The organism is Corallococcus sp. EGB (assembly GCF_019968905.1).
In the GTDB taxonomy this organism is placed as follows: Bacteria; Myxococcota; Myxococcia; order Myxococcales; family Myxococcaceae; genus Corallococcus.
This window is the reverse complement of the sequence record NZ_CP079946.1, coordinates 354,500-380,422: the sequence shown is the minus strand read 5'-3', so window position 1 is coordinate 380,422 and position 25,923 is coordinate 354,500. Positions and strand designations below refer to the sequence as shown.

The 25,923-nt window shown below is 72.2% G+C and carries 23 protein-coding genes; 15 read left to right on the top strand and 8 right to left on the bottom strand.

Annotation, left to right across the window (positions count from 1 at the left end; all coding sequences use genetic code 11):
• Positions 1 to 12: 12 nt before the first annotated feature.
• On the top strand, positions 13 to 741 hold the full coding sequence (locus tag KYK13_RS01645) for a hypothetical protein (RefSeq protein WP_223641336.1): 729 nt from the start codon (positions 13 to 15) through the stop codon (positions 739 to 741).
• Here the strand turns inward: KYK13_RS01645 and KYK13_RS01640 are convergent, their stop codons facing one another.
• Entirely contained in the window at positions 742 to 1,041 is a 300-nt protein-coding gene (locus tag KYK13_RS01640) for a hypothetical protein (RefSeq protein WP_223641333.1), read from the bottom strand.
• A 149-nt stretch (positions 1,042 to 1,190) separates the two neighbouring features.
• On the opposite strand from KYK13_RS01640, the gene KYK13_RS01635 reads away from it, so the two are divergent.
• The 4 genes from KYK13_RS01635 (at position 1,191) to KYK13_RS01620 (ending at position 6,440) form a co-directional block, all read left to right on the top strand.
• Positions 1,191 to 2,729 (top strand): FAD-binding oxidoreductase, encoded by a 1,539-nt coding sequence (locus KYK13_RS01635; RefSeq protein WP_223641331.1) that lies wholly within the window; start codon positions 1,191 to 1,193, stop codon positions 2,727 to 2,729.
• A gap of 116 nt (positions 2,730 to 2,845) precedes the next feature.
• Positions 2,846 to 3,784 carry a hypothetical protein gene (locus KYK13_RS01630; protein WP_223641329.1) on the top strand — a complete coding sequence of 313 codons (939 nt, stop codon included), beginning with the start codon at positions 2,846 to 2,848 and terminating at the stop codon, positions 3,782 to 3,784.
• Positions 3,785 to 3,897: 113 nt separating this feature from the next.
• A complete protein-coding gene (locus KYK13_RS01625; protein WP_223641327.1) occupies positions 3,898 to 5,085 on the top strand; it encodes a tetratricopeptide repeat protein in 1,188 nt (395 codons plus the stop codon).
• Positions 5,086 to 5,159: 74 nt separating this feature from the next.
• A complete protein-coding gene (locus KYK13_RS01620; protein ID WP_223640573.1) occupies positions 5,160 to 6,440 on the top strand; it encodes a transposase in 1,281 nt (426 codons plus the stop codon).
• Positions 6,441 to 6,467: 27 nt separating this feature from the next.
• Here KYK13_RS01620 and KYK13_RS01615 read toward each other — a convergent pair whose 3' ends face one another.
• Positions 6,468 to 7,430, bottom strand: a complete 963-nt coding sequence (locus KYK13_RS01615; RefSeq protein ID WP_223641325.1) for an ornithine cyclodeaminase family protein — start codon at positions 7,428 to 7,430, stop codon at positions 6,468 to 6,470.
• 270 nt (positions 7,431 to 7,700) lie between these two features.
• Between KYK13_RS01615 and KYK13_RS01610 the strand changes: the two genes are divergently transcribed.
• Positions 7,701 to 9,731: an ATP-binding protein gene (locus tag KYK13_RS01610; RefSeq protein ID WP_223641323.1), complete on the top strand. Its 2,031-nt coding sequence runs from the start codon at positions 7,701 to 7,703 to the stop codon at positions 9,729 to 9,731.
• Positions 9,732 to 9,738: 7 nt separating this feature from the next.
• On the opposite strand, the gene KYK13_RS01605 is transcribed toward KYK13_RS01610, so the two are convergent.
• Positions 9,739 to 11,367: a Sapep family Mn(2+)-dependent dipeptidase gene (locus KYK13_RS01605; protein WP_255654157.1), complete on the bottom strand. Its 1,629-nt coding sequence runs from the start codon at positions 11,365 to 11,367 to the stop codon at positions 9,739 to 9,741.
• A 112-nt stretch (positions 11,368 to 11,479) separates the two neighbouring features.
• On the opposite strand from KYK13_RS01605, the gene msrA reads away from it, so the two are divergent.
• Complete coding sequence (gene msrA, locus KYK13_RS01595; RefSeq protein ID WP_223641319.1) at positions 11,480 to 12,136, top strand: peptide-methionine (S)-S-oxide reductase MsrA; 657 nt, start codon at positions 11,480 to 11,482, stop codon at positions 12,134 to 12,136.
• 46 nt (positions 12,137 to 12,182) lie between these two features.
• On the opposite strand, the gene KYK13_RS01590 is transcribed toward msrA, so the two are convergent.
• The gene (locus KYK13_RS01590; RefSeq protein WP_223641316.1) at positions 12,183 to 13,166 is read right to left on the bottom strand and encodes an AraC family transcriptional regulator; all 984 of its coding nucleotides are present in this window, start codon (positions 13,164 to 13,166) and stop codon (positions 12,183 to 12,185) included.
• 34 nt (positions 13,167 to 13,200) lie between these two features.
• On the opposite strand from KYK13_RS01590, the gene KYK13_RS01585 reads away from it, so the two are divergent.
• Both KYK13_RS01585 and KYK13_RS01580 read left to right on the top strand, forming a co-directional pair.
• A complete protein-coding gene (locus tag KYK13_RS01585) occupies positions 13,201 to 14,289 on the top strand; it encodes an alkene reductase (RefSeq protein ID WP_223641314.1) in 1,089 nt (362 codons plus the stop codon).
• Positions 14,290 to 14,307: 18 nt separating this feature from the next.
• A complete protein-coding gene (locus KYK13_RS01580) occupies positions 14,308 to 15,171 on the top strand; it encodes a pirin family protein (protein WP_223641312.1) in 864 nt (287 codons plus the stop codon).
• A 16-nt stretch (positions 15,172 to 15,187) separates the two neighbouring features.
• Here KYK13_RS01580 and KYK13_RS01575 read toward each other — a convergent pair whose 3' ends face one another.
• The gene (locus KYK13_RS01575) at positions 15,188 to 15,562 is read right to left on the bottom strand and encodes a DUF962 domain-containing protein (protein ID WP_223641310.1); all 375 of its coding nucleotides are present in this window, start codon (positions 15,560 to 15,562) and stop codon (positions 15,188 to 15,190) included.
• 240 nt (positions 15,563 to 15,802) lie between these two features.
• Here KYK13_RS01575 and KYK13_RS01570 point away from each other — a divergent pair, with 240 nt between their 5' ends.
• The 3 genes from KYK13_RS01570 to KYK13_RS01560 are packed head-to-tail and all read left to right on the top strand — an operon-like array spanning position 15,803 to position 17,656.
• Positions 15,803 to 16,846, top strand: coding sequence for a hypothetical protein (locus KYK13_RS01570; protein ID WP_223641308.1), 1,044 nt, complete (start codon positions 15,803 to 15,805; stop codon positions 16,844 to 16,846).
• Positions 16,847 to 16,851: 5 nt separating this feature from the next.
• Positions 16,852 to 17,286, top strand: a complete 435-nt coding sequence (locus KYK13_RS01565; RefSeq protein ID WP_223641306.1) for a hypothetical protein — start codon at positions 16,852 to 16,854, stop codon at positions 17,284 to 17,286.
• 58 nt (positions 17,287 to 17,344) lie between these two features.
• Positions 17,345 to 17,656, top strand: coding sequence for a hypothetical protein (locus KYK13_RS01560; RefSeq protein WP_223641304.1), 312 nt, complete (start codon positions 17,345 to 17,347; stop codon positions 17,654 to 17,656).
• Between the two features lie 6 nt (positions 17,657 to 17,662).
• Here KYK13_RS01560 and KYK13_RS01555 read toward each other — a convergent pair whose 3' ends face one another.
• Positions 17,663 to 18,433: a bifunctional 2-polyprenyl-6-hydroxyphenol methylase/3-demethylubiquinol 3-O-methyltransferase UbiG gene (locus KYK13_RS01555; protein ID WP_223641302.1), complete on the bottom strand. Its 771-nt coding sequence runs from the start codon at positions 18,431 to 18,433 to the stop codon at positions 17,663 to 17,665.
• 221 nt (positions 18,434 to 18,654) lie between these two features.
• On the opposite strand from KYK13_RS01555, the gene ptsP reads away from it, so the two are divergent.
• Together ptsP and pfkB are read left to right on the top strand one after the other, a co-directional pair.
• On the top strand, positions 18,655 to 21,129 hold the full coding sequence (gene ptsP / locus KYK13_RS01550; protein WP_223641299.1) for a phosphoenolpyruvate--protein phosphotransferase: 2,475 nt from the start codon (positions 18,655 to 18,657) through the stop codon (positions 21,127 to 21,129).
• On the top strand, positions 21,126 to 22,082 hold the full coding sequence (gene pfkB / locus KYK13_RS01545; protein ID WP_223641296.1) for a 1-phosphofructokinase: 957 nt from the start codon (positions 21,126 to 21,128) through the stop codon (positions 22,080 to 22,082). The genes ptsP and pfkB overlap by 4 nt, the downstream gene beginning before the upstream one ends.
• Positions 22,083 to 22,177: 95 nt before the next feature.
• On the opposite strand, the gene KYK13_RS01540 is transcribed toward pfkB, so the two are convergent.
• Together KYK13_RS01540 and KYK13_RS01535 are read right to left on the bottom strand one after the other, a co-directional pair.
• Entirely contained in the window at positions 22,178 to 23,383 is a 1,206-nt protein-coding gene (locus KYK13_RS01540; RefSeq protein ID WP_223641293.1) for a GAF domain-containing sensor histidine kinase, read from the bottom strand.
• Between the two features lie 87 nt (positions 23,384 to 23,470).
• Positions 23,471 to 23,926: a thioesterase family protein gene (locus KYK13_RS01535; protein WP_223641289.1), complete on the bottom strand. Its 456-nt coding sequence runs from the start codon at positions 23,924 to 23,926 to the stop codon at positions 23,471 to 23,473.
• A 163-nt stretch (positions 23,927 to 24,089) separates the two neighbouring features.
• On the opposite strand from KYK13_RS01535, the gene KYK13_RS01530 reads away from it, so the two are divergent.
• Positions 24,090 to 25,922: a metallophosphoesterase gene (locus KYK13_RS01530; RefSeq protein ID WP_223641286.1), complete on the top strand. Its 1,833-nt coding sequence runs from the start codon at positions 24,090 to 24,092 to the stop codon at positions 25,920 to 25,922.
• Position 25,923: the final 1 nt, after the last annotated feature.

Below are 25,923 nucleotides of genomic sequence, written 5' to 3'. Positions count from 1 at the left end.
AGGAGGCATGCGATGCGTGGAGCACTGGGACTGGGGGCCTTGGCATTGAGCCTGATCGCGGGCTGCGCGGCGCAGACGACGCTGCGGCCCACGCCGACGGAGGGAGTCCTCCAGGGCAACAGGGGCAGCGCCATCACGGAACAGGCGGGGGTGCGGCTGACGGCGGACGCCTCGGCCTGGCGCGGTTCCCCCTCCGACCTGGAGCGCCGCCTCACCCCGGTCTACGTCCGCGTGGAGAACCAGGGGGACCGCCCGCTGCGGCTCCAGTACAGGGACTTCGCGCTGGTGGGCCAGGAGTCGCGCTTCCGCTACAGCGCGCTGTCGCCCCTGGCCATCCGGCGGGCCACCTCGTCGCGCGAAACGCAGGCGCCCGCGACCATCAGCCCGGCGGTGGCGCCGCGAGGCAGGGTGTGGGTGGGCGGCGGCTTCGCCTACCGCCCCGGCCCCTGGCGGCGCGGCTGGGGACCCGGCTGGTACGGCCCCCCCTGGGGCGGCCCCTTCTATCCCCCGTACTACCCGGGCCCGACGTATTACGACTCGTCGCTGCCCACCACGGACATGATCAACAACGCGCTGCCCGAAGGCACGCTGGAGCCCGGCGGGAGGATGGAGGGCTTCCTCTACTTCCAGGGCGTGGTCCACCGTGAGAGCGCGGTGACGCTCCAGTTGCAGCTGGTGGACGCGCAGACGGGGGAGCCGTTCGGCTCGCTCGGCATCCCCTTCGAGGTGAGCACGAAGTAGCTAGTGCAGGAGCGTGCTGGGCGGGGCGTAGGGGGAGCGCCCGCCGTCGTGCGCCAGGTCGAGCAGCGGCGCGTCCTCCGGCTGCCCCAGCGCGCGCCGCACGTCCGCGCCCCGCACGGGCAGGCCCATGAGCGGCCCCAGCAGGAACAGGTCCAACGCGCCGGACAGCAGCGGGGCCAGCCCCGCCAGCGCCACCATCGCGCCCCGGGGGGTGCCCGCGCCCAGCCCTCCCAGGACCATGCCCGTGCCCGCCAGAATCCGAACCCACCGTCCGTTGCGTGACGTGATGAAGCCGACCATGCACACCTCCCCACGCCGAAGATGAACACGCGCCAGGGAGCGACCATGGTCGGTGTCCACCCGGCGACCCTCCACCCCGGAGGCCCGCCCGCCCGCTCGCCGCCCGGAGGGCCAGCGGGAGACCGTCCGCGCGGGCATACTGCGGCCCCGTGAGCGAGACCGAAGGGAAGGCCCCGGTGGACTCCCCGCTCCAGGCGGCCCTGGCCGCGTGGCGGGAGGCCGTGGGCGAGGCGCACGTCGTCGTGGAACCCGAAGCGCTGGAGGCCGCCCGGACGGCCACCTTCGCCACCACGCAGACCATCCCCGCCATCGTGCGGCCCGCGGACACGGCGCAGGTGCAGGCGTGCCTGCGCATCGCGAGCGAGCACCGCGTGCCGGTCTACCCGGTGAGCGCCGGCCGCAACTGGGGCTACGGCTCGCGCGTGCCCCCGGGTGACGGCAGCGTGCTGCTGGACCTGGGGCGCATGAACCGCATCCTCGCGCACGACGAGCAGCTGGCGTACCTCACCGTGGAGCCCGGCGTGACGTTCCGCCAGGCCGCCGCGTACCTGCGCGAGCGCGGCTCCGCCAACTTCGTCACCACCATCGGCGGCTCCCCGGACGCAAGCCTGGTGGGCAACGCGCTGGAGCGCGGCGACGGGCGCGGCCCCCACTCGGACATCTTCCAGCACGTGTGCGCGCTGGAGGTCGTCCTGCCCACGGGCGAGCGCCTGGAGACGGGCCACGCCCGGTTCCCCGGCTCGCGCGCCGCCCCCGTCTTCCGCTGGGGCCTGGGCCCGGTGCTGGACGGCCTGTTCAGCCAGTCCTCCCTGGGCGTGGTGACGCGGATGACGTTCTGGCTCGCGCGCAAGCAGCCCTGGCTGCGCGAGTTCGTCTGCGCCGTGAACGACGACGCGCAGCTGTGGGACTTCGTGGACCGGCTCCAGGCGCTGGCCCTGGATGGCACGCTCAAGGGCAGCTTCTTCTTCTGGAACGACATCAAGGCGTTCAGCGTCACCCAGCAGTACCCCTACGCCGCCGTGGGCCGCACGCCCCTGCCGGACTGGGCCCGCGAGAAGTTCCGCGAGGGCTTCGGCCGCTGGGCCATCAGCGGCACCCTCACCGCCCCGGACGCGGAGTTCGGCGCCCTGCTGGAGAAGCGGCTCGCCCGCGCGCTGGAGGGGGCCTTCCGCCCGCTGTCCTTCGGCCCCGAGGTGCGGGACGGCGACGGCGGCTTCCAGGGCGTCCCCTCCGAGGCCAACCTCGCCATGACCTACTGGCGCAAGCGCACGCCCCAGCCGCCGGACCCGAACCCGGACCGGGACCGCTGCGGCTTCATCTGGTGCTGCGTCGCCGTCCCCTTCACCGGCCAGGAGGCGAAGCGCGCCACGGAGATCGCCGACCGCGTCCCCCGCCTCTTCGGCTTCGAGCCCAACCTGGCCCTCCTCGCCTTCTCCCCGCGCTGCCTCTACCTCATCACCGCGCTCGCCTATGACCGCGACGCGAAGGGCGAGGACGCCCGCGCCCAGGCCTGCTACCGCGCCCTCACCCGTGAATTGGCGGAGGCCGGGTATCACCTGACCCGAGCCGGACTCCAGGCGCGGGAGTCCGTACCGGCCGTGCGGGATGACTCCCCGGAGGTGCGCCGGCGGCTGAAGGCGGCCTTCGACCCCGAGGGAATCCTGGCTCCCGGGAGATCCGAGCCCTGAGGGCCCGGCGGATCAGAAAGAAAAAAGAGGAGCGGAAACTTTCTCAGGGGCGCCGCCGATAAATTCTCAAGTCACAAGCTTTCCCACCGTGCCTCGCGCCGCCGGAGCCCTCTTCCATGTCCATCGAAGCCAACCGCTACCGCCCCGTGTTCCGGAACACCACCACGACGCCCCCGGCCAACGGCACGCAGGTGCGTCGCGAGGCGCAGGCCCAGACGCAGAACCGGGCCCAGGGCGAGGCGACGATCGACCTGAACCGCGGCGTGCAGGGCAACCGCGTCACCACCAGCAGCCAGGCCAACCCGAACACCACGTCGGACATCCAGAAGCAGCTGGACACCAGCCGCTTCGACAAGACGGTGGCCTCCGGCGAGTGGAACAAGAACTGGACCGCGGCCTCCGGCTCCCACACCGTCGGTGACGTCAACGGCAACTTCCACAACACGGTGGAAGGCCAGGCGCTGACGGCGGACGTGACGGCGCAGGGCAGCGTCTCGGTGGATCCGCTGCACGGCAAGATTGGCGCGCAGGGCTCCGTGGACGTGCAGGCGGACCTGGTGCGCGGCTCCGTGGAAGGCCACGCGGACAGCGCCCTGGGCCGCTCGCAGTGGGGCGCCGAGGGCAACGTGGGCGCCGAGGCGAGCGCCACGGGCCAGGTGGTGCTGGATCCGCTGCACGGCCAGGCCGCGGCCTCCGTGAAGGGTGAGGCCTTCGCCGGCGCCCGCGCGAGCGCCGAGGTCAGCCAGGAGATTGGCCCCGCGACCGTCACCGCCGGCGCCGAGGCCTTCGCCGGCATCGGCGTGGAGTTCGAGGCCAACGTGGGCCTGAAGGACGGCAAGCTGTCCGCCAACTTCGACGTGGGCGCGGCGCTGGGCATCGGCGCCAGCCTGGAGTTCGGCTTCTCCGTCGATGTGGGCAAGGTGGGCGACGCCGCCAAGGCCGCCGTGGAGAACGTCGGCGAGGGCATCAAGAACGTCGGCGAAGGCATCAAGAACGTCGGCGAGGGCATCAAGAACGTCGGCGAGGGCATCAAGAACGCGCTGAGCCACTGGTAGTCAGCGGCCTACCGCACCCGAAGCCCGTTCCCAGGGCCTCGTCCATCCGGGCGAGGCCCTTTCCTTTTCCCCGTTGCTCGACAGCCCCCGCCCCCTGGGGGACACTTTCCATCATGAACTCTCTGGAAACCCTCCTCGCGCAGGGCCAGGTCGCCCAGGCCAGGGCCGAGGCCGAGAAGCTCCTCGCGAAGAACCCCAACCACCGCGACGCGCTGGTGGTGATGGCCAAGCTGGCGCTGGTGGAGAACAAGGTCCCCCAGGCCGAAGGGCTGCTCGCCAAGGCGGAGGCCCAGGGCGCCACGGCGGAGACGGGCCTCGTCCGCGCGAACATCGCCGCCCAGAAGGGCCAGCTGGACGCCGCCCTCAAGGCCTACCAGGGCGTGCTCGCGGTGGAGCCCCAACGCGCGGAGGCCCACTTCGGCAAGGGCATGATGCTGATCAAGCAGGACAAGGCCGCCGCCGCGCTGGAGGCGCTGTCCCAGGCCGCGAAGCTCGCGCCCCAGAACCCGGTGTTCCGCTACCGGCTGGGCCAGGTGCAGCTGGAGGCGGGCAAGACGGACGCCGGCCTCGCCACGCTGCGCGAGGTGCTCACGCTGGCGCCGCGCTTCGTGCCCGCGTACCTGAGCCTGTCGCACGCGCTGTCCGCCCAGGAGAAGCTGGTGGAGGCGCGCAAGGTGCTGGAGCAGGGCCTGAAGGCGGTGCCCAACCAGCCGCGGCTGCTCGCGTCCGTGACGGTGCTGTCCATGGCGCTGCGAGACCTGCGCACGTCCTACCAGGCGGCCTCCACGCTCGCGGCCCAGCGCCCGAAGGACGCGGACGCCCAGGCGAACCTCGCGCAGCTGATGCTGGCGCGCGGCCAGATTGAACAGGCCCGCCACCTCTGCCAGACCATGGCGTCCCTGGGCGTGGCCAGCGAGTCCCTGAAGATGGCGGAGGCCACCTGCTTCGAGGCGCAGGAGCCGCCCGCGTACGACAAGGCCATCGCCGCGTACGAGCAGGGCATGAGCATCGCGCCGGACGGCTGGCGCGCGGCGAACAACCTGGGCCAGCTGCTCCTGCGCATCCCCGCGGAGCCGGCCAACGCGAACCTGCCGCGCGCGGTGACGGTGCTGGAGGAGGCCGTGCGCCGCGCCCCGGACCGCCCGGAGCCGCTGCTCAACCTGGCGCTCGCGCAGGCGCGCCTGGGCCAGGAGCCGAAGGCGAAGGAGCTGGTGCAGAAGGTGCTCGCCATGCCGCTGGCGGAGGACACCGAGCTGCACGAGGAGGCCGTGCGCCTCTCGCAGGCGCTGGCCAAGGCCTGAGGGGCTGAGAAAAATTTAACGATTCTAATGAATTCGAGGGATGCATAAGCGCTGCTGTGCGAGCATGAATCGCCATGGCGAGGAGCAAACGGCCTCGAGTGCGTTTGCTCCGGCCAAAACGGACGCAGGTGCTGGCGGCTCGGACCTACGAGCAGTTGGTTGACCGAGGTCATCCAGTGCGCGCTGTCTGGGCGGCTGTCGAAGCGCTGGACATGTCGGACTTCGAGCGCGCCATCCGTGCGCGCGCGCATCACGCGGGTCGTGCGGCGGTGGACCCGCGGTTGTTGCTGGCGCTGTGGGTGTATGGGCAGATGGAGGGCCTCTCCAGCGCTCACGCCATTGCAGCCAGGCTGCGTACGGACGTTGCGTACTGGTGGTTGTGCGGCGGCGTCAGTGTGTCGGCGCATACGTTGTCCTCCTTCATGACACGCTCAGGCCCTGCCTTCCGGGCGTTGCTGGGCAAGCTGCTGGATGACCTGTACAGCCGCGGTGCCGTGCTCCGGCCACGACGACTCGCGCAGGACGGCACGCGTGTACGTGCTTCAGCAGGGGCTGCCTCATTTCACCGAAAGGCCACTCTGCAGAGGCGGGCAACCGCGGCGGCTGCCGCCGGCCGGTGCCGACAGGGCGCGAGCGCCAAGGCACGTGCAGCATGCAAGCGCGCTCAGGCCGATTTACAGGCCCGGGCGGCGCTCGCACTCGCTGCATTGCCGGCGGCAGCACGCCGTAAGAAACGTGCGAAGGGGGGCGCTCATGGCGAGCCCCGAGCCTCTCTCACCGACCCACAGGCCCAGGTGATGCGCATGCCAGACGGCGGCTTCCGTCCCGCCTACAACGCGCAGGCCGTCTCGGACGTCGAGAGCCGGTTGGCATTGGCTGGTCGTGTCACCGATGAGGGGGCGGACGCTGCGCAGCTGCTCCCCATGGTGCACTGGGTGGCCCGCGTCCTGGGACTCAAGCCCGAAGCCTGGCTGGTGGACGGGGCCTATCGGAATCTCAAGGCCTTCTCCGCGCTTGAGTCGCAGGGCATTCGTGTCTTTTCTCCCTTACCGGCGCGCAAGAACCTGCCTCCTCCGGAGGGGCGGAGCAGGGGCCGACGAGGCGACCTCACCCATGCGTGGCGTGCGCGGATGCAGACACCCGCCGGCAAGCGCACCTACGCCCAGCGCGCACCGACGGCGGAGTTGCTCAATGCGCAGGTCAAGGAGCGCCAAGGACTGCGCAGGCTTCACGTACGAGGTCGCAAGCGAGCCGAAGCCGCGTGGTTGCTCGCACTCGTCGCCCACAACCTCCTGCTCGCCATCGCGCAAGGGTGGCTCGACGAGTCGGAAGGGGCATTTCTTCTCACCCCCTGAGGCCTGAGGGACGCGAGACGGCCCGCGCTACGCGTTGAAGTCGAGCGTGGGCACGTCCGCGTCGCCGGACGCCGCCTGGTACACGTGCCAGGCGGTGGCCAGGTCCTGGAAGGGCAGCCCCACCCCGGCGAACACCGTCACCTGGTCCTGGGAGGTGCGCCCGGGCTTGAGGCCCGCGAGGACCTCGCCCAGCTCCGCGTGGATGGCGTCTTCCGTGAGCCCCACCGCGCCCGCCGCGCCGGTGGAGACGCTCAAGCCGCGGTGGTCGCAGATGAACAGCGACTGCTCGAGCAAATCCCTGGACAGCTCCGCCTTGCCCGGCTCGTCCGCGCCCAGCGCGGTGATGTGCGTGCCCGGCCGCACCATGCCCGCGTGCAGGAAGGGCTGGTGGCTCCACGTCGCCGTCACCACGATGTCCGCGTCCGCCACCGCGTCCTCCACGGACGTCTCCACGCGCACGGGCAGGTTCAGCTCCTGGTACATGCGCGTGGCGTAGGCGTTCGCGTGCGCGATGTTCGTGTCGTGGACGCGCACCTGGCTGAGCGTGCGCACCAGCCGCAGCTGCTTGAGCTGGAGCACGCCCTGTCGGCCGGCGCCAATCACCGCCACGCGCGTCGCGTCCGGCCGGGCCAGCACGTCCGCGGCCAGCGCGCCCACCACGCCGGTGCGCACGGCGGTGAGGTGGCCGGAGTCCATCACCGCGAGCAGCCCTCCCGTCACCAGGTCGTGCAGGTGCACCACGCCCTGGATTGCGGGCTGCTGCGCGGGGAACTTCGCGTGCACCTTCACCGTGTACGCGGGGATGCCGGGCACGCAGCCGGGGAAGAGCACCATCGCGGTGCCCTCCGAGTGGAGCGGCGCGCGCACCCGCTGCGGGGCCACCGTGCGGGCCAGGACGTCGGTGCGGAAGGCCTCGCGCAGGTCGTCCAGGAGCAGGAGCGCCTGGAGGTTGCGGGCCACGGCGGAGCGGTTGAGCAGGAGGGTGCGCATGCTGTTGCGGGCCACCCTACCCGAGCGTCCCCCCGCGCTGGGGCGCGAACGTCCCGGGAGCACGGCCGAGCGCATGAAGGTGAACGGCGGGCCGGGCGGCGCGTCCAAGGCCCGGCCTGATGGCGGCGGCCGAGGGCTCGGGGCGGAGGTGTCCACCCGCCGCGAGGGCGAGGCGCGACGGGGCCTCCGTGCGCAGACTTTCCGCGAGGGGCGGCGCGACCGGGCGAGGGCCCGGGGAGATGGGCGATGCAGGAGCGGGAATCTCACTCCGTGGATGAGCAGGCGCGCGGCGGCTCCGGCCTGCCCGCGGCGGAGTTCCTGCGCGCGAACCACGAGGCGCTGCTGGCGGACTGGCAGCAGGCGGTGATGGAGCACCTGAGCCGGGTGGCCCCCGCCCGCCAGCCCTGGCTCCTCGACCACCTGCCGGAGCTGCTCACCGCGCTCGCGGACGCGATGGAGCAGGGGCCGGAGGCGCTGGACGAGCAGCTGGGGGCGGCGCACGCGGCGGCCCGGCTGGATGCGGGCTTCAACCTGGGCGAGGTCGCGCGCGAGTACGCGCTCTTGCGCCGCTGCATCCTCCACCGCCTGGAGGCGCGAGGGCAGCGGCTGCGGTCCGGCGACCTCACGCGGCTGGAGGAGACGCTCGACCGGGTGGTCACCCGGACGATGACGCTTCTCTGGGACACCAAGCAGCGCATCCTCCAGACGCTGGACCGCATGGCCGAGGCGACGCTGGACGGTCCGGACATGGAGACGCTCCTGGAGCGCCTCCTCACCCGGCTGATGGAGACCGCGCTCACCGTGGACACGGCGGCGGTGATGCTGCTGGAGGGGGACGCGCTGGTGGTGCGCGCCGCGGTGGGCCTGACCACGGACGAGGTGAAGGGCCTGCGCGTGCCGGTGGGCCTGGACGTGAGCGGGCATGCGGCGCTGGAGCGGAAGCCCTTCTTCGTCCGCTCGGCCGCCACGGATCCGCGCGTCGTCGTGGAGCCGCTGCGCCGCGCGGAGCTGCGCGCGCTGTACGGCCTGCCGCTCGTGGATGGCGAGCGGGTCCTGGGCGTGGCGTACATGGGGTCGCGCACGGCCTTCGCCTTCACCCACTCCGACGTGGTGCTCTTCCACGCGGTGGCGGAGCGGGCGTCCGCGCACATCGCCCAGACGGAGCTGCACGCGCGCGAGCACGCGGCGCGCAATGAGGCCGAGCGGTCGCTGGCGCTCCTGGATTCGCTGCTGGACGCGGCGCCCGTGGGCATCGCGTTCCTGGATCCGGACCTGCGCTACCTTCGCATCAACGGCATGCTCGCGCGCCTCAACAACAAGGCCGTGGAGGCGCACCGGGGCCGCACGCTGCGGGAGATGGTCCGCGGCGGCGCCGTGGCCCCCATCGAGCAGGCGTTGCGGCGGGTGCTGGAGACGGGGCAGCCCGTGCTGGACTCGCTCCTGGTCGGGCCGGATCCGGTGCGGGGCCGCGAGGGCACCTGGCGCGCGGACTACTTCCCGGTGCGCACGCCGGACGGCGCGCTGCTGGGGGTGGGCTGCACGGTGGTGGACATCACCGACCACAAGCGCGCCGAGGTCGCGCTGGAGCAGGCCATCGACTTCCGCGAGGAGCTCATCGCCGTCCTGGGCCACGACCTGCGCAACCCGCTACACGCGGTGAACGCGTCGGCCTTCATGCTGGGGAAGGCCCCGGGGCTGGACCCGGCCGCGCGCCGCTCCGTGGACCGCATCCGCAAGGCCACGGCGCGGATGACGCGGATGATCAACGACATCCTCGACTTCGCGCGCAGCCGCCTGGGCGGGGGCATCCCCGTGGCGCGCCAGCACGTCAACATGGTGGAGCTGTGCCAGGGCATGCTGGACGAGTTGCAGGTGGTCTATCCGGAGCGGCCCCTCCTGCTGGAGGTGCACGGCGATGACCTGTGGGGGGAGTGGGATCCGGACCGGGTGACGCAGGTGCTGGGCAACCTGGTGGTGAACGCGCTGCAACACGCGAAGAGCGGGACGCCCGTCGTCACCGCCCTCACCGCCGAGGCCGTGGACGTGGTGATGCGGGTGCGCAACGAGGGCGACCCCATTCCCCCGGAGCTGCTGCCGCACCTGTTCGACCCGTTCAAGCCGTCGCCCCCGCCGGCAAAGAGCACCAAGCAGCGCAGCCTGGGGCTGGGGCTCTACATCGTGAGTGAGATCGTCCAGGTGCACCAGGGCACCGTGCGCGTGGAGACCTCCGCAGGCAGGGGCACGACCTTCACCGTGCGCTGGCCCCGCGTCCCCCCGCCGAGGGCCTACCTGACGCCGTGAGCGGACGTCACGGCGTGGCCTTCACCTCGGAGACGGGCGCGATGGCGAGCGTGTGCACGGCCTCCGCGAGCATGCGCGTGCCCAGGTCCAGCGTCTCCAGCGCGATGGACTCGTCCGGGGCGTGGCCGGTGTAGGGCTCGTTGGGGAACGCGGGCCCGAAGTCCACGGCGCGGGGGAAGAGCCGCGCATAGGTGCCGCCGCGGATGGAGCCGGGCACCGCGTCCGGCGCCTTGCGCTGTCGCTGGTAGATGTCCATCAGCGTCTTCACCAGCGGGCCGGACGTGTCCGCCACGTGCGGGTCACCCAGGTAGCGGCCGGAGCCCTCCTTCACCAGGCCCCCGGAGTCCTCACCCACCCGCTTCGTGGCGGCGTCCAGCGCCGCGTTGAACGTGGCCGCGTCCTGGCCCTGCGGCCGGCGCATGTTGACGCCCAGGGACGCGGTGCCGTCCTTCACGCGCAGCACGGTGGGCGCCACGAGCAGCGGCCCCATCAGCGCGTCCTCGTACTTCAGGCCCAGCTTCTCGCCGTGGTGGTCTCCGTCGAAGCGCTTCGCCACCACGCGCAAGAGCGCCGCGATGCCGTTGTCCTCCAATGACAGACGCGAGGCCACGGCGGACAAATCCCAGAGCGCGTTGTGGCCCTCGTCCGCGACGGACGAGTGCACCGCCACGCCGTGGGCGGTGAGCACCACGGTGTTGCCCTCGCGCTTCGCCTCCACCTTGAGGTCCTTGCGCGAAGGGGACTCCTGGGAGATGGCGGCCTTCACGGCGGCGAGCACCGCGTCCGGCGTCTGACCCTTCACGGGTTCGAGCTTCAGCGTGGCGGCGCCGGGCACCTGGGTGAGGAACTCGCCCGCGCTCACGTCCACGGCGCGCGCGACGGTGCCCGCCCCGGGCGCGGCGGCCGCGGTGCCCACGGGGGCCTCCAGCGTCCACGCGACGAAGCCGGACTGCGCGGCCATCACCGGGTAGCCGGAGTCCACGGAGATGACGTGCGTGGGCTTGGGCTGCGTGTCCGCGTAGTGCTTCATGCCGTTCCAGTCGCTCTCCTCGCCGTTGCCGATGATGACCAGCACCTTGCCGCGAGGCTTCAGGCCCAGGTCCCTGGCCATGGCCAGCGCGACGAGCCCGGACGCGATGGGGCCCTTGTCGTCCTCCACGCCGCGGCCGTACAGGCGGCCCTTCTCCACCACGGGCTTGAAGGGCGCGCGCTTCCACTCATGCGCGGGCGCGGGGACCACGTCTCCGTGGAACACGAGCCCCAGGAGCGGCTCGCCCTCGCCCCAGGACAGCTCGAAGACGTCGTTGTCGCCCACGGTGCGGAAGCCGAAGCCGTGCTGCTTCGCCCACGCCTCCAGGGCACGGCCCATGGCGGCCATCTCCGGGTTCTTCGCGGCGGGGGACTCGCTGCTCACCGTCTTGAAGCGGACGAGCGTCTGGGTGAGGGCCACCACGTCATCCAGCGCGCAGGCCTGGACGTAGGCGGCGTAACGCTCCGCGGCGGAGGCGCCCTTCAGGGCGGTGTCGGAGAAGCGGGCCGCGCGGGCGGCGGGCTTGCCAGCGCAGCGGGGGTCCTTGGCGGCGAGGGCGGCGGCGGGCGCCAGGAGACAGAGGGCGGCGAGGAGGCGGGTGTGCATGGGAGACCTGGGAAACCGTCGGGAGGACGGGGCATTCCTGGTGGGATGCAGGGCGGGCGGGTGGGCGTGCGCCGGGCGTGAAAACGGGGAGCCTCGGGGCTAAAGCTAGAGCATGTTCTTCACGTCCCCGAAGAAGTTGAGGCTCCCCACTCCGCAGGAGGCGCTGCCGGGCCGTCCGCAGGAGATGCCGGTTCCGCCGAAGCACACCGTGCTGGGCACCCCGCTGAAGGGGCCGGTGCCGGAAGGCTTTGAAACAGCCCTCTTCGGCATGGGCTGCTTCTGGGGCGTCGAGCGCAAGTTCTGGCAGGTGCCGGGCGTGTATTCCACGTCGGTGGGGTACGCGGGCGGGCTGACGCCGAACCCCACGTACGAAGAGGTCTGCTCGGGGCTCACCGGCCACAATGAAGTCGTGCGCGTGGTGTACGACCCGAAGAAGGTCACGTACGCGCAGCTCTTGAAGGTCTTCTGGGAGAACCACGACCCGACGCAGGGCATGCGCCAGGGCAACGACGCGGGCACCCAGTACCGCTCCGGCATCTACTACGCGAACGACGCGCAGAAGCGCGCCGCGGAGGAGACGCGCCAGGCGTACCAGGGCGCGCTCAACGCGAAGGGCCTGGGCGACATCACCACGGAGATCCTCCCGGCGCCGGCCTACTACTACGCCGAGGACTACCATCAGCAGTACCTGCAGAAGAACCCGGGCGGCTACTGCGGCGTCGGCGGCACCGGCGTGAGCTGCCCCATCGGCGTGGGCGTCAGCGCCTGACGTTGCGTCACGCGCGGCCCGCCTCCGAAGGAAGAGGGCTGACGCCTCACGCCCGGCGGTGGCTGCGCCGGTACGCGCCGGGCGCCGTCCCGTCCCAGCGCTTGAAGGCGCGGTTGAAGGACGCCTCGCTCTGGTAGCCGATGACCGGCGCGACCTCGCTCAGGGGCAGCTCGCTCTCGCGCAGGAGCTGGGCGGCCTTGATCATCCGCCACCCCGCCAGATACTCCAGGGGCGGTTCCCCCACGAGCTCGCTGAAGCGCGCGGCGAAGCCGGACCGCGACATGGCCACCGCGGACGCGAGACTCTCCACCGTCCACGGCTCCCCGGGCCGCTCGTGGATGAGCGCGAGCGCCTTGGCGATGGGCGGATCCACCAGCGCCCGCAGGCCGCTCTCCCGGCACGACCCCGAGGACATGATGTGCGCCCGCAGGGCCTGCACCAGCAGGATGTCCGCGAGCCGGCTCATGATGACGGTGGCGCCCGGGTGCGAAGACGCGCTCTCCGTCAACAGCAGCTGCACCGTGGACGCCAGGGACGGCGCCGTCGCCGCGTCGTCCGCGGCCAGGTGGATGACGCGGGGCAGCTCCTTGAACAGGAGCGTGCGCGGCGCGACGCCCAGCTGGAAGGACGCCGCGACCAGCGTCGTCCGCTCGCCGTCGCCGCCCAGCCGGATGGAGCCCTTGCCGCGAGCACTCGCACAGGCCCCGTGCTCCAGGACGTGCACGGGGCTGCCCTCCGCGTCGCGCAACGTGTGCCCTCCGCCATGCGGCAGCACCGCCAGGTCCCCCGCGGACAGCTCCAGCGCCTCCGGGACGCCCTCCACCTCCAGCCGGGCCCCACCTCGCGCGATGAGGACGATGTGCGCGCCTGGAGCGCTCCCGAACTGGAGCCCCCACGGCGCGAACAGCTCGAACCGGCCGTGCATCTGGGTGGACAGCCTCAGCGTGTCCAGCACTTCCGCGAGCACATCCGCCCCCTGCCACTCCGGCAGCTCTGGACGCTCGGTCAATTTCTTTGGACTTGAGGCCATGGCACGTCCATAGCGCCTGGAGCATCTACCGGCCATGGCAAATACACTGAAGCTGCTCTCCCCCTTCGGCCTCGGCCGCCTCGAACTGAAGAACCGGCTGGTGATGGCCCCCATGACCCGCAGCCGGGCGCTGGCGGACGGCAACGTCCCCAACCCCCTGGCGGTGACCTATTACGCGCAGCGGGCGTCCGCGGGCCTCATCGTCACCGAGGGCACCCAGGTCAGCCCCCAGGGCGTCGGGTACATCCGCACGCCGGGCATCCACTCGCCGGAGCAGGTGGCGGGCTGGCGCAAGGTGACGGACGCGGTCCACGCGGCGGGCGGGCGCATCTACGCGCAGCTGTGGCACGTGGGGCGCGTCTCGCACCCGGACTTCCACGGCGGCGCGCTGCCGGTGGCGCCCTCCGCCATTCCGGTGGAACAGGAGGTCTTCACGTTCCAGGGCAAGAAGCGCGCGGTGACGCCCCGAGCCCTGGAGACGGAGGAGCTTCCCGGCGTCGTCGAACAGTTCCGCCAGGCCGCGCGCAACGCGAAGGAGGCCGGCTTCGACGGCGTGGAGCTGCATGGCAGCAACGGCTACCTGCTGGATCAGTTCCTGCGGGACGGCTCCAACCACCGCACGGACGCGTACGGCGGCGGCATCGAGCAGCGGGCGCGCTTCCCGCTGGAGGTGGCACGGGCGGTGGCGGAGGTCTGGGGCGCGGAGCGCGTGGGCTACCGGCTCCACCCGCAGAACTTCCCCTACGCGGGCATGACGGACTCCACGCCCGTGGAGACCTTCACGCACCTGGCCCGTGAGCTGGGACGGCTGGGGCTGGGCTATCTGCACGTGACGGAGAACGTCACGGGCCCCAACGCCCCGGCGCCCGAGCAGCGCATCACCCCGCGGATCCGCGAGGCCTTCCCGGGGGCCCTCATCGCCAACGGCGGCTACGACGCGCAGGCCGGTGAGGCGGTGCTCGAGCGCGGCGAGGCGGACCTCGTGGCGTACGGCGTGCCGTTCCTCGCCAACCCGGACCTGCCGGAGCGCTTCCGCCGGTCCGCGCCGCTCAACACGCCGGACGCGGCGACCTTCTTCGCGGGCGAGGAGAAGGGCTTCACGAGCTACCCGGCGCTGACCTGAGCCGGAAGGAGGACCGTCATGAGCACGCAGCGAGGCGAAGTCGTGGAGCGCCGGCTGGACCGGATCATCAACCTGCCGGAGCCCACCCAGGGGCAGTTCGGCCCGGCGCACACGGTGGTGCCGGTCATCTCGCCGGAGGACTACGCGCGGTCGGATCCGTTCATCCTGTTGATGGATGACCGCATCGACGGCAAGCCCATGGGAGGGCCGCATCCGCACGCGGGCTTCGAGACGGTGACCGTCGTGGTGAAGGGCGGGATGACCCACGACAGCGGCAGGCTGGGCGAGGGCGACGCGCAGTGGATGACGGCCGGCCGTGGCGTCATCCACGGGGAAGGACTGGAGGGTGACCTGGCCCAGGCGCGCATCCTCCAGCTGTGGCTCACGTTGCCGAAGGCGCAGCGCTGGGTGCCCTCGGGCTACCAGGACCTGGCGTATTCGGAGCTGCCGGTGCGGCGCGAGCCGGGCGTGGAGGTGCGGGTCTACAGCGGCACGTCGGGCGCGGTGCGGTCGGCGACGAAGAACTACGTGCCCGTCACGCTGGCGGAGCTGCGGTTGGAGCCGGGCGCGTCCGTCGAGCAGGACCTGCCCGCGTCGTACAACGGCTTCTTCTACGTGCTGGAGGGCGAGGTCGCGGTGGGGCCGGACCGCCGGGCGCTGAGGCCCGGGCAGGTGGGCTGGCTGGACCGGCCGGAGCCGGGAGGCGACAGCACGGTCCGCGTCACCGGGGCGACGCGGGCGCGGGTGCTGCTGTACGCGGGCCAGCCGCAGCGGGAGCCGCTGGTGAGCTACGGGCCCTTCATCGGCGACACCCAGGCGGACATCCTGAGCGCGTTCGAGGGGTACCGCGCGGGCCGCTTCGGCCCGCCACCGCCGAGGTAGCGGATCCGCGGAAGCGTCAGCGGCTCTCGACGGGGGCCGGCGCCAGGGTGGCGGCGGCCGTCGCGCCGGCGTTCGCGCGCTCCAGGTGCGGGCCCAGCTGGCCGGTGAGCATCAGCGCGGCCATGCGGAAGTCGGAGACGAGCGACCAGAGGGGGTACTTGAAGGTCGCGGGCCGGTTGTGCTCGATCTTGAAGTGGCTGGCCCACGCGAAGCCGTAGGCGGCCACCAGGGCGGCGGGAATCAGCGCGCCACGTCCGGTGACGGCGGCGGTGACGCCCAGGCTCACCCCCAGGGTGGTGCCGGCGAAGTGCAGCCAGCGAGTCGACGCCTGCGAGTGCTCGCGCAGATAGAACGGCCAGAACTCGGCATAGGTCTGGATGCGGTCGGACATGAAGTGAAGTTGTGTCCAGCTGCCCGCCTCCCGTCAACCCATGCGGGCTCCCTTCGTGCCGGTCGGGACACCGCTCGGCCCCGTGGCACGACAACCCGGACGGGACCGTTGGCAGGCGGGCAGCCAGGCGGCCCTCGACGCGCCCTGTCGTTTTCGGGCGGGCCGGGAACAATCCGGTGGGGATGGCCTGCGGGTGGGGAGGCGCAAACCTCGCGTGTCGTGAAAGACTCGGGGGCGCGCATGAGTGACTGGACGCCCAAGCTGAACCCCTCGGTGGACCTGCGGCGGCTTCCGCTGAACGCGGAGGAAGGCTTCGTGCTGTCGCGGCTGGACGGGCACACGCGCGAGAAGGACCTGCCCGCGCTGACGGGGTTTCCCCCGGACAAGCTGCGGGACATCCTCGCGAGGCTGGTGTCGCAGGGGGCGCTGCTGCCGGGCGCGGAGCCTGTCAGTGCCGTGAACACGGTGCGGCCGTCGGAAGCACCGCCCACGCTCGACGCGAGCGACTCGGAGCCGTTGCCGGAGGCGGAAGCCCTGGATGGCGCGGACGACGAAGCCGCCGCCACGGACGACGTGCCCGAAGCCGTGCTGGGCGACTACCGCAAGCTCTTCGAGACGCGGCTGCACGCGCTGCCGGAGGACCAGCGGGTGGCGCTCGCGCATGGGGCGGAGGACCCGGAGCTGTCCGCGCTGTGCTTCGACCCGGTGCCCGCCGTCATCAAGGCCGTGCTGGAGAACTCACGCGTGGGCCTTCCGCACGCGAGGCTCATCGCGAGACACCACCGCAACCCCGTGGGCCTGGAGGCGCTGGTGGCCCGGGCGGCCTTCGCGTCGGACACGGGCGTGCGGCGCTTCCTCGTGCGCAACCCGCAGCTGCCGGTGGCGGTGTTCCGCCGCCTGTGGGCGATGCGCCGCCTGATGGAGCACCACAAGCTCACGGTGGACCGCGACGTGCCGGAGCAGACCCGGCGCACCGCGCGCGAGCTCTTGCGCCAGCGCTTCTCCACCGGCCCCTCCGAGGAGAAGGTGGAGCTCATCCTCAACACGGAGGGCCGGGCCCTGGGCGCGCTCGTGGGCATGGCGGTGGACGGCAAGACGACGTCGCTGTTGTGCGGGCGCACGTACCGCTCCCCCATGCTGGTGCAGAACATCGCGCGCTGGAGCGCCGCGCCGCCCGCGCTCATCTCGCACCTGCTCAAGCAGGAGCTGGTCCGCCGTCAGCCCCAGCTGCGCATGATGCTCGCGCGCCACCCCAACGCCCCCGCGGACGCGAAGCGCGCCTGAGCCGCATGCCCCGCGCCGAGGCCAGGGTCGTCCGCGAGCTGAAGCACCACCTGCTCACGCAGAGGCTGCGCGAGTCGCGCGTCGTGCACCTGCTGGTGGACGCGCATCCCTCCTATGTCCGCAGCCCGTTCGCCCGTGACCTGGAGCCCATGGCGCGGCTCACGCTGGAGGGCACCCGTCCGGACATCCTGTGCAGCGTGGCGCGACCCGAGGGCGTCCTCGTCACCGGCATCGAGGTGAAGGCCTCCGAGCGGGATTGGGTCCAGGGCCTGGGACAGGCGCACAGCTACCGCGCGGGCGTCCACCACGCGTCCCTCGCCCTGCCCACGCCCGCGGGCGAGCTGCGCGCCCCCACCCTGGCGCAGGCGCGGACCCCTCGGGGACGCTCAAGCCCGGGCTGCGCGGACCCGACATCAACCCGTCCACCGGCAACCACTTGACTACAGCCGTAGTCATGGCATATCCCTCCTGACTACAAATGTCGTCAGGAGGGATGCCGTGGACCGACCGCCGCATGGACAGGGGAGCCCTGACGCACGCGCCGAGGCTCCGTCCCGGGAGCCGGTGCCGCTCGCGCCGTTCCTCCGCGAGGGCCTGGGCTGGCTCCTGGCGTTCTACCTGCTGCTCGCGCTGCTGCCCCACACGCACCTGATGGAGACGCTGCGCGCCGGGGAGGACGCGGCCCGCGTCTGGTGGAAGGCCGCGGCCACGGTGCGCCGTCACGCGGCGCCGCTGGTCCTCGCGGAGCTGGAGTCGTGGTGGCACGAGGCCCTGGCATCCCGGTGCGCGCCCCGGACGTCGCGCGCGTGATGCGGCTCAGGGCTTCCGGGCCGTGATGAGCGGCTGGTTGAAGCCCGTCTCCTCCGGCGTGTACCAGCGCGGATCCACGAGCCCCGCCTTCGTGAGCGCCTGCTCCAGCTCCACGGGTTGCAGCAGGCGGTAGACGCCGGTGTGCTCGGTGGTGTGCCAGATGCCGGACTCCTGGCGCAGGATGAACTGGCGCACGGTGTATTGCCTCTCATCCACCGCCCAATCCCAGACTTGAAACAGCACGCGGCGGCCCAGCGGCGTGTCCAGCACCCGCTCCGCCGTGAAGCGCGGCCGCTTCTCCAACAGCGCCGAGTGGTCGCGCAGGCTCGCCACCAGCAGGCCCCCGGGCACCAGGCGCGACGCCATGGCGTTCGCGGCGTCCTCCAGGTCCGAGTCCTCCAGCAGGTGCGCCACCGCGTTGTCGCACGACATCACCACGTGGAAGGTGCCGGGCACCTGCCAGTCCAGCATCCGCATGTCCGCCACGCCGGTCGTGAGGCTCACGTGCATGGCGCGGGCCTCCCGCTCCGCGCGAGCCACCGCGGAGGGGCTCAGGTCCGTGGCGTGCACCGAGTAGCCCCGCGACGCCAGCCCCAGCGCCTGCGTGCCGATGCCGCACGCGCAGTCCAGCACCCGGCGAGGCGGCGCGATGCCCGAGCGGCGCAGCAGCGCGTCCAGCACCGCGCCCTGCCGGTCCACCGCCTGTTCCCAGTCCGCGAAGAGCAGGTGGTACTCCTCGGCCAGCCCTTCGTAGAAGTCCAGGACGCTGTCAGACATGACGGCCTCCCCTTTAACACCCCCGCGCGGCGCGTCACGCGCGAGGACGCGGGACGTCGGCTGTCCGGCATGTTCACGGCGGGAGGTCTTCCCCGCTCTGGGCTGTTACCCGGAAGACGGGATTCGGGAAGCCCGCGCGGGCCCGGGCGGACCCGGGCAGGATGCACAGCCTTCCCTCACGTGAAGCCCGCGCGCCCCCGGAGCAAGGAGCCCCGATGCTGATGCTGACACCGTCGCAGGTCCGCCTGGGATGGGTCGCCACGAACAAGGCGGAGGCCATCCGCCTGGTCGGCCAGGTGATGGTGGAGTCCGGCTTCATCTCGCCCGCCTACGTCGACAGCATGCTCAAGCGCGAGCAGGTGTCCGCCACGTTCCTCGGCCACGGCATCGCCATTCCGCACGGCCTGCCGGAGGCGCGCGACCTGGTGCTCCAGACGGGCGTCGTCGTGGTGCAGTTCCCCGCCGGGGTCGTCTGGAGCGAGGGCGGCCATGCGCGCCTCGTGGTGGGCATCGCCGCGAGGTCCGACGAGCACCTCCAGGTGCTCGCCAACCTCACCCGTGTACTGGACGACGAGGCGCAGGCGATGGCCCTGGCGTCCACGCTGGACGTGGACGCCATCATCCAGGCGCTCGACGGCCCCAGCGAGGAGCTGGAGCCTCGCGCCGCTCCCGTGCTCGACGCGCCCTCGCTCCAGGTCCTGTCCCCTTCACCGCACGGCCTGCACGCGCGCCCCGCCACCGTGCTGGTGGAGGTGGTGCGCCGCTTCCGCGCGGACGTCACCGTGCACCACGGGAGGCGGCAGGCGAACGCCCGCAGCCTCCTGTCGCTCCTGCAGCTGGGCGCCCGGGGAGGCACGACGCTCACGCTCACCGCGATGGGAGAGGACGCGGAGGCGGCGCTCCTCGCGCTGCGCGACGCCTTCGAGGTCGGCCTGGGCGAGCCCTCCGCCGCGCCCACGCCGGCCCCCGCCGTCGTGCTCGACTACGAGGGGACGCTGGTCGCGGGGCTGTCCGCGTCGCCGGGCATCGCGGCCGGGCCGGTCTGGGCCTTCCAGCGCAAGCGCCTGGAGGTGGAGGAGCGGGCCGCCGACGCCGCGAGGGAACACCTCCTGCTGGAGGAGGCCCTGGCCGGCGCGGCGGCGGAGCTGCGCCAGCTGCACGAGGGCTTCCTGATGAAGGCCGGGGCGCAGCGGGCCGCCATCTTCAAGGCGCACCTGGAGCTGCTGGACGACCCGGAGATGCTGTCGGAGTCCCACGGGCTCATCGACGCGGGCCTGAGCGCGGGCGAGTCCTGGCGCCGCGTCTTCGAGAGCCGCGCGGCAGCCCTGGCCGCGCTGGACGAGCCGGTGCTGGCCGCGCGCGCCGCCGACCTGCGGGACGTGGGCATGCGCGTGCTGCGGCCCCTGGCCAGGGTGCTGGAAGGCGAGCCCATCTTCCCGGACCACCCGGTGGTGCTGCTGGCGGAGGACCTGGCGCCGTCGGACACCGCGAAGCTGGATCCCAGCATGGTCCTGGGCCTGTGCACCGCGGGCGGCGGCACCACGTCGCACACGGCCATCATCGCGCGCTCGCTGGACCTGCCGGCGGTGGTGGCGGTGGGCCCGTCCGTGCTGGAGCTGCGCGATGGCCAGCACTGCATCCTGGATGGTGACCTGGGCGTGCTCGTCGTGGGGCCGTCGGGGCGGGACCAGGCCCGGGCCGCGCACCAGCGCGAGCGGATCCGCACGAAGCGCGAGGAGGAGAAGCTGGACCGCTACCGGCCGGCCATCACGCTCGACGGACGGCGCGTGGAGGTGGCCGCGAACATCAGCGAGGCCTCGGAGGCGGGCAAGGCCGTGGAGGCGGGCGGCGAGGGCGTGGGCCTGATGCGCACGGAGTTCCTCTTCCTGAAGCGCGATGAGCCGCCCGGCGAGGAGGAGCAACTCCACGCGTACCGCGCCATGGTGCGAGCGCTGAACGGCCTGCCGCTCATCCTGCGCACGCTGGACATCGGCGGGGACAAGCACGTGCCCTACCTGTCGCTGCCGGCGGAGGACAACCCGTTCCTGGGCGTGCGAGGCATCCGGCTGTGCTTCGAGCGGGAGGACCTGTTCCGCACGCAGCTGCGCGCCATCCTGCGAGCGTCGAAGGAGGGCCCGGTCCGCATCATGTATCCGATGGTGGCGACGCCCGAGGAGCTGACGAAGGCCCGCGCCATCACCGAGTCCGTGCGCCGGGAGGTCGGCGCGGATCCGGTGGAGACGGGCATCATGGTGGAGGTGCCCTCGGCGGTGATGATGGCGGAGCGGTTGGCGAGGGACGTGTCGTTCTTCTCCATCGGGACCAACGACCTGACGCAGTACGTGCTGGCGATGGACCGGCGGCATCCGGTGCTCGCGCCCCGCGCGGACGGCCTGCATCCGGCGGTGTTGCGCATGGTGGACCTCACGGTGAAGGCGGCGAGGAAGGCGGGCATCTGGGTGGGCGCGTGCGGAGGCATCGCGGGAGACCCGTCCGGAGCGGTGGTGTTGTCCGGCCTGGGCGTGACGGAGCTGAGCGTGGCCATCCCCAGCATCCCGGCGGTGAAGGCGCTGCTGCGGGGCATCTCGATGGCGGACGCGGAAGCGGTGGCCCTGAGCGCGCTGGAGTGTGACGACGCCACGGAGGTGCGGGGCCTGGTGCACGGCCTGCTGGCGAGGAAGGGAACGAAGGCGTGAGGCCGAAGAAGCCAGGCGTGGTGACGGTGACGTTGAACGCGGCCATCGACCAGACGTTGGAGTGTCCGGGGTTCACGGCGGGCGCGGTGAACCGGGTGGTGGCGGAGACGCGCACGCCGGGCGGCAAGGGCATCAACGTGGCGGCGTTCCTCGCGGGAGGCCCCAGGCCGGTGACGGCGGCGGGCTTCCTGGGGGAAGACACTGTGCCGCTGTTCGAAACGCTGTTCCGCGAGCGAGGCATCCAGGACCGCTGTCTCCGGCTGCCGGGCACCAGCCGGGTGAACATCAAGGTCGTGGACCGCACGAGCGGCGCGGTGACGGACCTGAACCTGCCAGGCCCGCGAGTGCCGGAGGAGGCCCTGGAAGCGCTGATGGCGACGCTGGATGCGCTGGCGGAGGAGAACGGCTGCTTCGTGCTGTCAGGCAGCGTGCCCGCGGGAGTGCCCACGACCCTCTACGCCACGCTGACGGAGCGCCTGCGAGCCAGGGGAGCGGTCGTCGCGGTGGACACCAGCGGAGAGCCCCTGCGTCACGCCGTGGCCGCGAAGCCGGACTTCGTGAAGCCAAACGCACACGAACTGGGCGAGCTGGTCGCAAGGCCGCTGAGGAACGCGGGCGAAGTGGCGAGAGCCGCGAAGGACCTGCACGCGGCAGGCATCGGGCTGGTGGTGGTGTCGCTGGGAGCCGAGGGAGCCCTCTTCATCTCGGACGACGGAGCGTGGAGGGCGCTGCCGCCTCCCGTGGAGGTCGCGAGCACGGTGGGCGCGGGCGACGCGCTGGTGGCGGGGGTGCTGGCGGCAAGGTTGGAGGGCTACGACCTGGAGACCTGCGCCAGGAGAAGCACGGCCTTCGCAGCGGCGAAGCTCGCCAGGGTGGGCCCGGTGCCCCCCGCACCGGAGCGGGTCGCGGAGCTGATGTGCGCGGTCCGGATGCATCCCCTGGGACAGGGCTGAGACCGCGGCAGTTCCCTCTCGAACCTTCGCGCAGCGCGGACGTCACCACGCCCGCATGCGTCGTGCGCAAGCGGTCCCTGCGCGACGCATGCGGATCAACACCCGCGCGGCAGGTGCACACGGAAGGTGGTGCCCGCCTCCTCCGTGGACACCACGTCCACCGCGCCGCCGTGCGCACGGACGATCTGGTTCACGATGAAGAGCCCCAGCCCCACGCTGCGCCGCGCACAGCCCTCCGTGGTGCCCCGGGTCATCGGCTCGAAGAGAACGGGCAGCAGCGCCGGCGGGATGGGCGTCCCCGCGTTCGTCACCTCCAGCACCACCTCCCGCGCGTCGCCGCGCGCCACGACCTGGATGCGCACGTCCGGCGCGCTGTACTGCACGGCGTTGGTGAGCAGGTTGGTCAGCACCTGCGCGATGCGGTCGGGGTCCCAGTTCCCCCGCCCGCTGCCCTCGCACACCAGGTCCAGCGAGCGCCCCTGCGCGGTGAGCCGCACCTCGTCCACCACCTGCTCGGCGACTTCGTGCAGGTCCATGGGCTGGGGCTTCACCGGCAGGGGCATGCCCGTGCGCACGTGGGTGAAGTCCAGCAGGTCGCGGATGAGCCGGTTCGCCCGGTCCGACGAGTCGAGGATGCGCCGCAGCCCCCGGCGGGCCCGCTCATCCAGGTCCGTCCTGCGGATCAGCGTCGCCGCGGACAGCGAGATGGCGTTGAGCGGATTGCGCAGGTCATGGCTGACGATGCCCATCAACTGCTCGCGAAGGAGGGCCGCTTCTTCAGTGCCCGTCCGCTTCGGGTCGCGCTCGGACAGCGCCGCCTCCGGCTCCAGCTGGGAGCCCACCAGGTCCCCCAGGTGGCGGAAGGTCTCCAGCGCGTCTTCGGGGAGGTCCGCGGGCTTCGAGTCCAGCGCGCACAGCACGCCGAAGAAGTTTCCATCGCGCCGGTACAGCGGCGCCGCGATGTAGCTCTCCACGTGGTGCAGCCTCGGCGCGGGGTGGTCCCGGAAGCGCGGGTCCTGGCTCGCGTGGCTCACGCGCAGCGGACCTCCCAGGGCCCGCACCGTGTCGCAGAACGTGGTGTCCACGGCCAGCGTGTCCCCGGCCTTCATCCCGAAGCCCAGCTCGTCCAGCACCGCGCAGCACGTCCACGCCTGGGGCGTCACGCGAGCCACCACCGCCATGCGCAGCCCCGTGGTGCGCGTCAGCACGCGCAGCACCGTCTTCACGGCCTCGATGCGGCCCACGGCCGCGACGTCCGCGGCGAAGCGGGAAGGTGTGTTCGCGGAAGGGGATGGGGACATGGGTGGCTCCGCTCCAACCTACGTACCGCGTGGGCCCTGGGATCAGGTGACCCCGTGCCACCCCCAACGGCCACACCCGCCCCCACTCTAGCCGCGCCCCTCCAACTTTTCGATGGCGGCCCGCACCGCCGGGGGCACCGGCACCTTCTCGTGCGTGGCGTAGCGCAGCGTCACGATGATGGAGCCGCCGCGCGTGTAGAGCACCCCGTCGTCCGCGCCCGCCACCACGTGCTCGAAGGTGATGGAGGAATGGCCCACGCGCGTGACGCGCGCGCCCGCCACCAGGTTCACCGGGAACACCACGGGCTTGAGGTAGTCCGCGTGCGTGTTCGCCAGGATGGGCCCCACCCCGTCCGTCGTCGTGGTGTCCGCGCCCGCGGCGGAGGGCCCCACCAGTCCGATGCGGGCCATGTACGCGATGCGCGCGGACTCGAACCAGGTGAACGTGCGGGCGTTGTTGACGTGCCCGTACGCGTCCATCTCGCTCCAGTGCACGGGGAAGGGCACGACGACGGGGAAGTCTCTCAGGGCAGCGTTCGACATGCCCCCCAGGGTCGCAGGGACCATCCCGCCAGGGAACGGAAACCACGCCTGCCTGCCCTCCAGGAGTCCCGTGCAGCCATGCTAAGCCAGGGGTCCATGGCTCTCCGGTCCACGCTGGCGCCGCCCGCCGCTCCGTCCCACCCCTTCGTCCCGGGTCCTCGCGATGGCCGGTGAGCCCACGCAGCCCGACGGGGAGCGCCGCTACGACCCGCCCGCGCCCTGGGAGGAACCGGCCCCCAGGCCCGCGCCGCACGAGGTGCGCGAGCGGGGCAGCGCCACCGCCACCAAGCCGCGGAAGCACGCGGACATGGTGCGCTGGCTGCACCCCACGCAGGTGCTGCGCACGGGCCTGGACGCGGTGGTGGCCACGGTGTTCGGCGCGCGCGCGGACCACCGGCTCATCGAGGCGGTGGTGCGGCCACAGCAGCCCTACTTCGACTATTCGGAGGAGTCGGGCGCGGACGGCGACTTCTGGCTCGACTACGTCTCCGACATCGGCGACGGCTGGGACTCCACCTACGCGGTGGCGCGCCTCCTGGCGCTGCCAGAGCTCAAGCTCGCGGAGGAGGACGGCAAGACGTCCCACGTCACGCCGCGAGGCCGCGTGCTGGTGTTCGGCGGGGACGAGGTCTACCCCGGCGCCAGCCGCGAGACGTACGAGGAGCGCACGGTGCAGCCCTATGAGGCCGCCATGCGCCGCTCGCAGGCGCCCCACCCGGACCTGTTCGTCATCCCGGGCAACCACGACTGGTACGACGGCCTGGCCGCCTTCATGCGGCTGTTCTGCGCGCAGCGCTGGGTGGCGGGGCGCCGCACGCGGCAGAGCCGCAGCTACTTCGCGCTGAAGCTGCCGAGGAACTGGTGGCTCATCGGCACGGACGTGCAGCTCAACAGCGACATCGACGTGCCCCAGGTGGAGTACTTCCGCCACGTCGCGGAGCAGATGGGCCCCGACGACCGCGTCATCCTCTGCAACGCGGAGCCCGCGTGGGTGCTGGCCGCGGCCGCGCGGAGAGCCAAGGGCAGCTACCTGGAGAACAACCTGGAGTACCTGGAGGAGAAGGTGCTGGGGAGGCGCATCGCCGTGTTCCTCGCGGGCGACCTGCACCACTACCGCCGGCACGAGGACGACACCGGCCAGCACCGCATCACCGCGGGAGGCGGCGGCGCCTTCATGCACCCCACGCACGCGCCCGCGGCCCCCGTGCTGCGCGACGGCTCCACGCTGCGCAAGAGCTTCCCGGACGAGCCCACGTCGCGAAGGCTCGCGCGCAAGAACCTGCTCCTCATCCGCTACAGCCCGCTGTTCGGCCTCATCACCGGCATGTGGTACCTGCTGCTCGCGCTCGCGGCCTACGCGGAGGTGGGCTCGCTGGGCCTCTCCCGCCTGCCGGAGGTGGTGACGGCGGTGGCCAACAGCATGGTCAACCGGCCCTGGACGCTCATCCTCGGGATGGTGACGGTGGGCGGGCTGGCCGGGCTGGCGGACGCGGCGCTCGGCCGGTGGCGCGCGCTCCTGGGCGGCCTGCACGGCGCGGCGCACATCGTGGCGGCGTTCTTCATCGCCTGGGGCGCCACGTACTTCACGGTGAGCAAGCTGGGCGTGTGTCCGGTGCTGTCCCCGGATGGGGCGAACTGCGCGGACGGCTGGCTGCACCTCGCGGGCAAGTTCTTCTTCTCCTCCGCGCTCACCTTCGTGGGCGGCTTCCTCGTGGGCCCGTTCATCCTGGGCGTGTACCTCTGGCTGAGCGTGAACTTCTTCGGTGCGCACTCCAACGAGGCCTTCGGTTCGCTCGCGCTGCCGGACTGGAAGAACTTCCTGCGCATGCGCATCGGGAAGGACGGAGCGCTGACCATCTACCCCGTGGGCATCGAGCGCGTACCGCGCAAGTGGAAGCCCACCGGCGCGGGGCCGGCGTCGCCCGCGTTCGACCCGGACGACCCGAAGGCCACCGAGCCGTTCCTCATCGAACCGCCCATCCGCGTCTCCCGCTGAC

Coding starts and splice junctions, on each gene's coding strand:
- KYK13_RS01590 (WP_223641316.1), bottom strand. CDS start 13,166: ATGGCCTCAAGTCCAAAGAAATTGACCGAGCGTCCAGAGCTGCCGGAG.
- KYK13_RS01585 (WP_223641314.1), top strand. CDS start 13,201: ATGGCAAATACACTGAAGCTGCTCTCCCCCTTCGGCCTCGGCCGCCTC.
- KYK13_RS01570 (WP_223641308.1), top strand. CDS start 15,803: ATGAGTGACTGGACGCCCAAGCTGAACCCCTCGGTGGACCTGCGGCGG.
- KYK13_RS01530 (WP_223641286.1), top strand. CDS start 24,090: ATGGCCGGTGAGCCCACGCAGCCCGACGGGGAGCGCCGCTACGACCCG.
- KYK13_RS01555 (WP_223641302.1), bottom strand. CDS start 18,433: ATGTCTGACAGCGTCCTGGACTTCTACGAAGGGCTGGCCGAGGAGTAC.
- msrA (WP_223641319.1), top strand. CDS start 11,480: ATGTTCTTCACGTCCCCGAAGAAGTTGAGGCTCCCCACTCCGCAGGAG.
- KYK13_RS01640 (WP_223641333.1), bottom strand. CDS start 1,041: ATGGTCGGCTTCATCACGTCACGCAACGGACGGTGGGTTCGGATTCTG.
- KYK13_RS01630 (WP_223641329.1), top strand. CDS start 2,846: ATGTCCATCGAAGCCAACCGCTACCGCCCCGTGTTCCGGAACACCACC.
- KYK13_RS01575 (WP_223641310.1), bottom strand. CDS start 15,562: ATGTCCGACCGCATCCAGACCTATGCCGAGTTCTGGCCGTTCTATCTG.
- KYK13_RS01540 (WP_223641293.1), bottom strand. CDS start 23,383: ATGTCCCCATCCCCTTCCGCGAACACACCTTCCCGCTTCGCCGCGGAC.
- KYK13_RS01620 (WP_223640573.1), top strand. CDS start 5,160: ATGGCGAGGAGCAAACGGCCTCGAGTGCGTTTGCTCCGGCCAAAACGG.
- KYK13_RS01645 (WP_223641336.1), top strand. CDS start 13: ATGCGTGGAGCACTGGGACTGGGGGCCTTGGCATTGAGCCTGATCGCG.
- KYK13_RS01615 (WP_223641325.1), bottom strand. CDS start 7,430: ATGCGCACCCTCCTGCTCAACCGCTCCGCCGTGGCCCGCAACCTCCAG.
- KYK13_RS01625 (WP_223641327.1), top strand. CDS start 3,898: ATGAACTCTCTGGAAACCCTCCTCGCGCAGGGCCAGGTCGCCCAGGCC.
- ptsP (WP_223641299.1), top strand. CDS start 18,655: ATGCTGACACCGTCGCAGGTCCGCCTGGGATGGGTCGCCACGAACAAG.
- KYK13_RS01565 (WP_223641306.1), top strand. CDS start 16,852: ATGCCCCGCGCCGAGGCCAGGGTCGTCCGCGAGCTGAAGCACCACCTG.
- KYK13_RS01605 (WP_255654157.1), bottom strand. CDS start 11,367: ATGCACACCCGCCTCCTCGCCGCCCTCTGTCTCCTGGCGCCCGCCGCC.
- KYK13_RS01580 (WP_223641312.1), top strand. CDS start 14,308: ATGAGCACGCAGCGAGGCGAAGTCGTGGAGCGCCGGCTGGACCGGATC.
- KYK13_RS01535 (WP_223641289.1), bottom strand. CDS start 23,926: ATGTCGAACGCTGCCCTGAGAGACTTCCCCGTCGTCGTGCCCTTCCCC.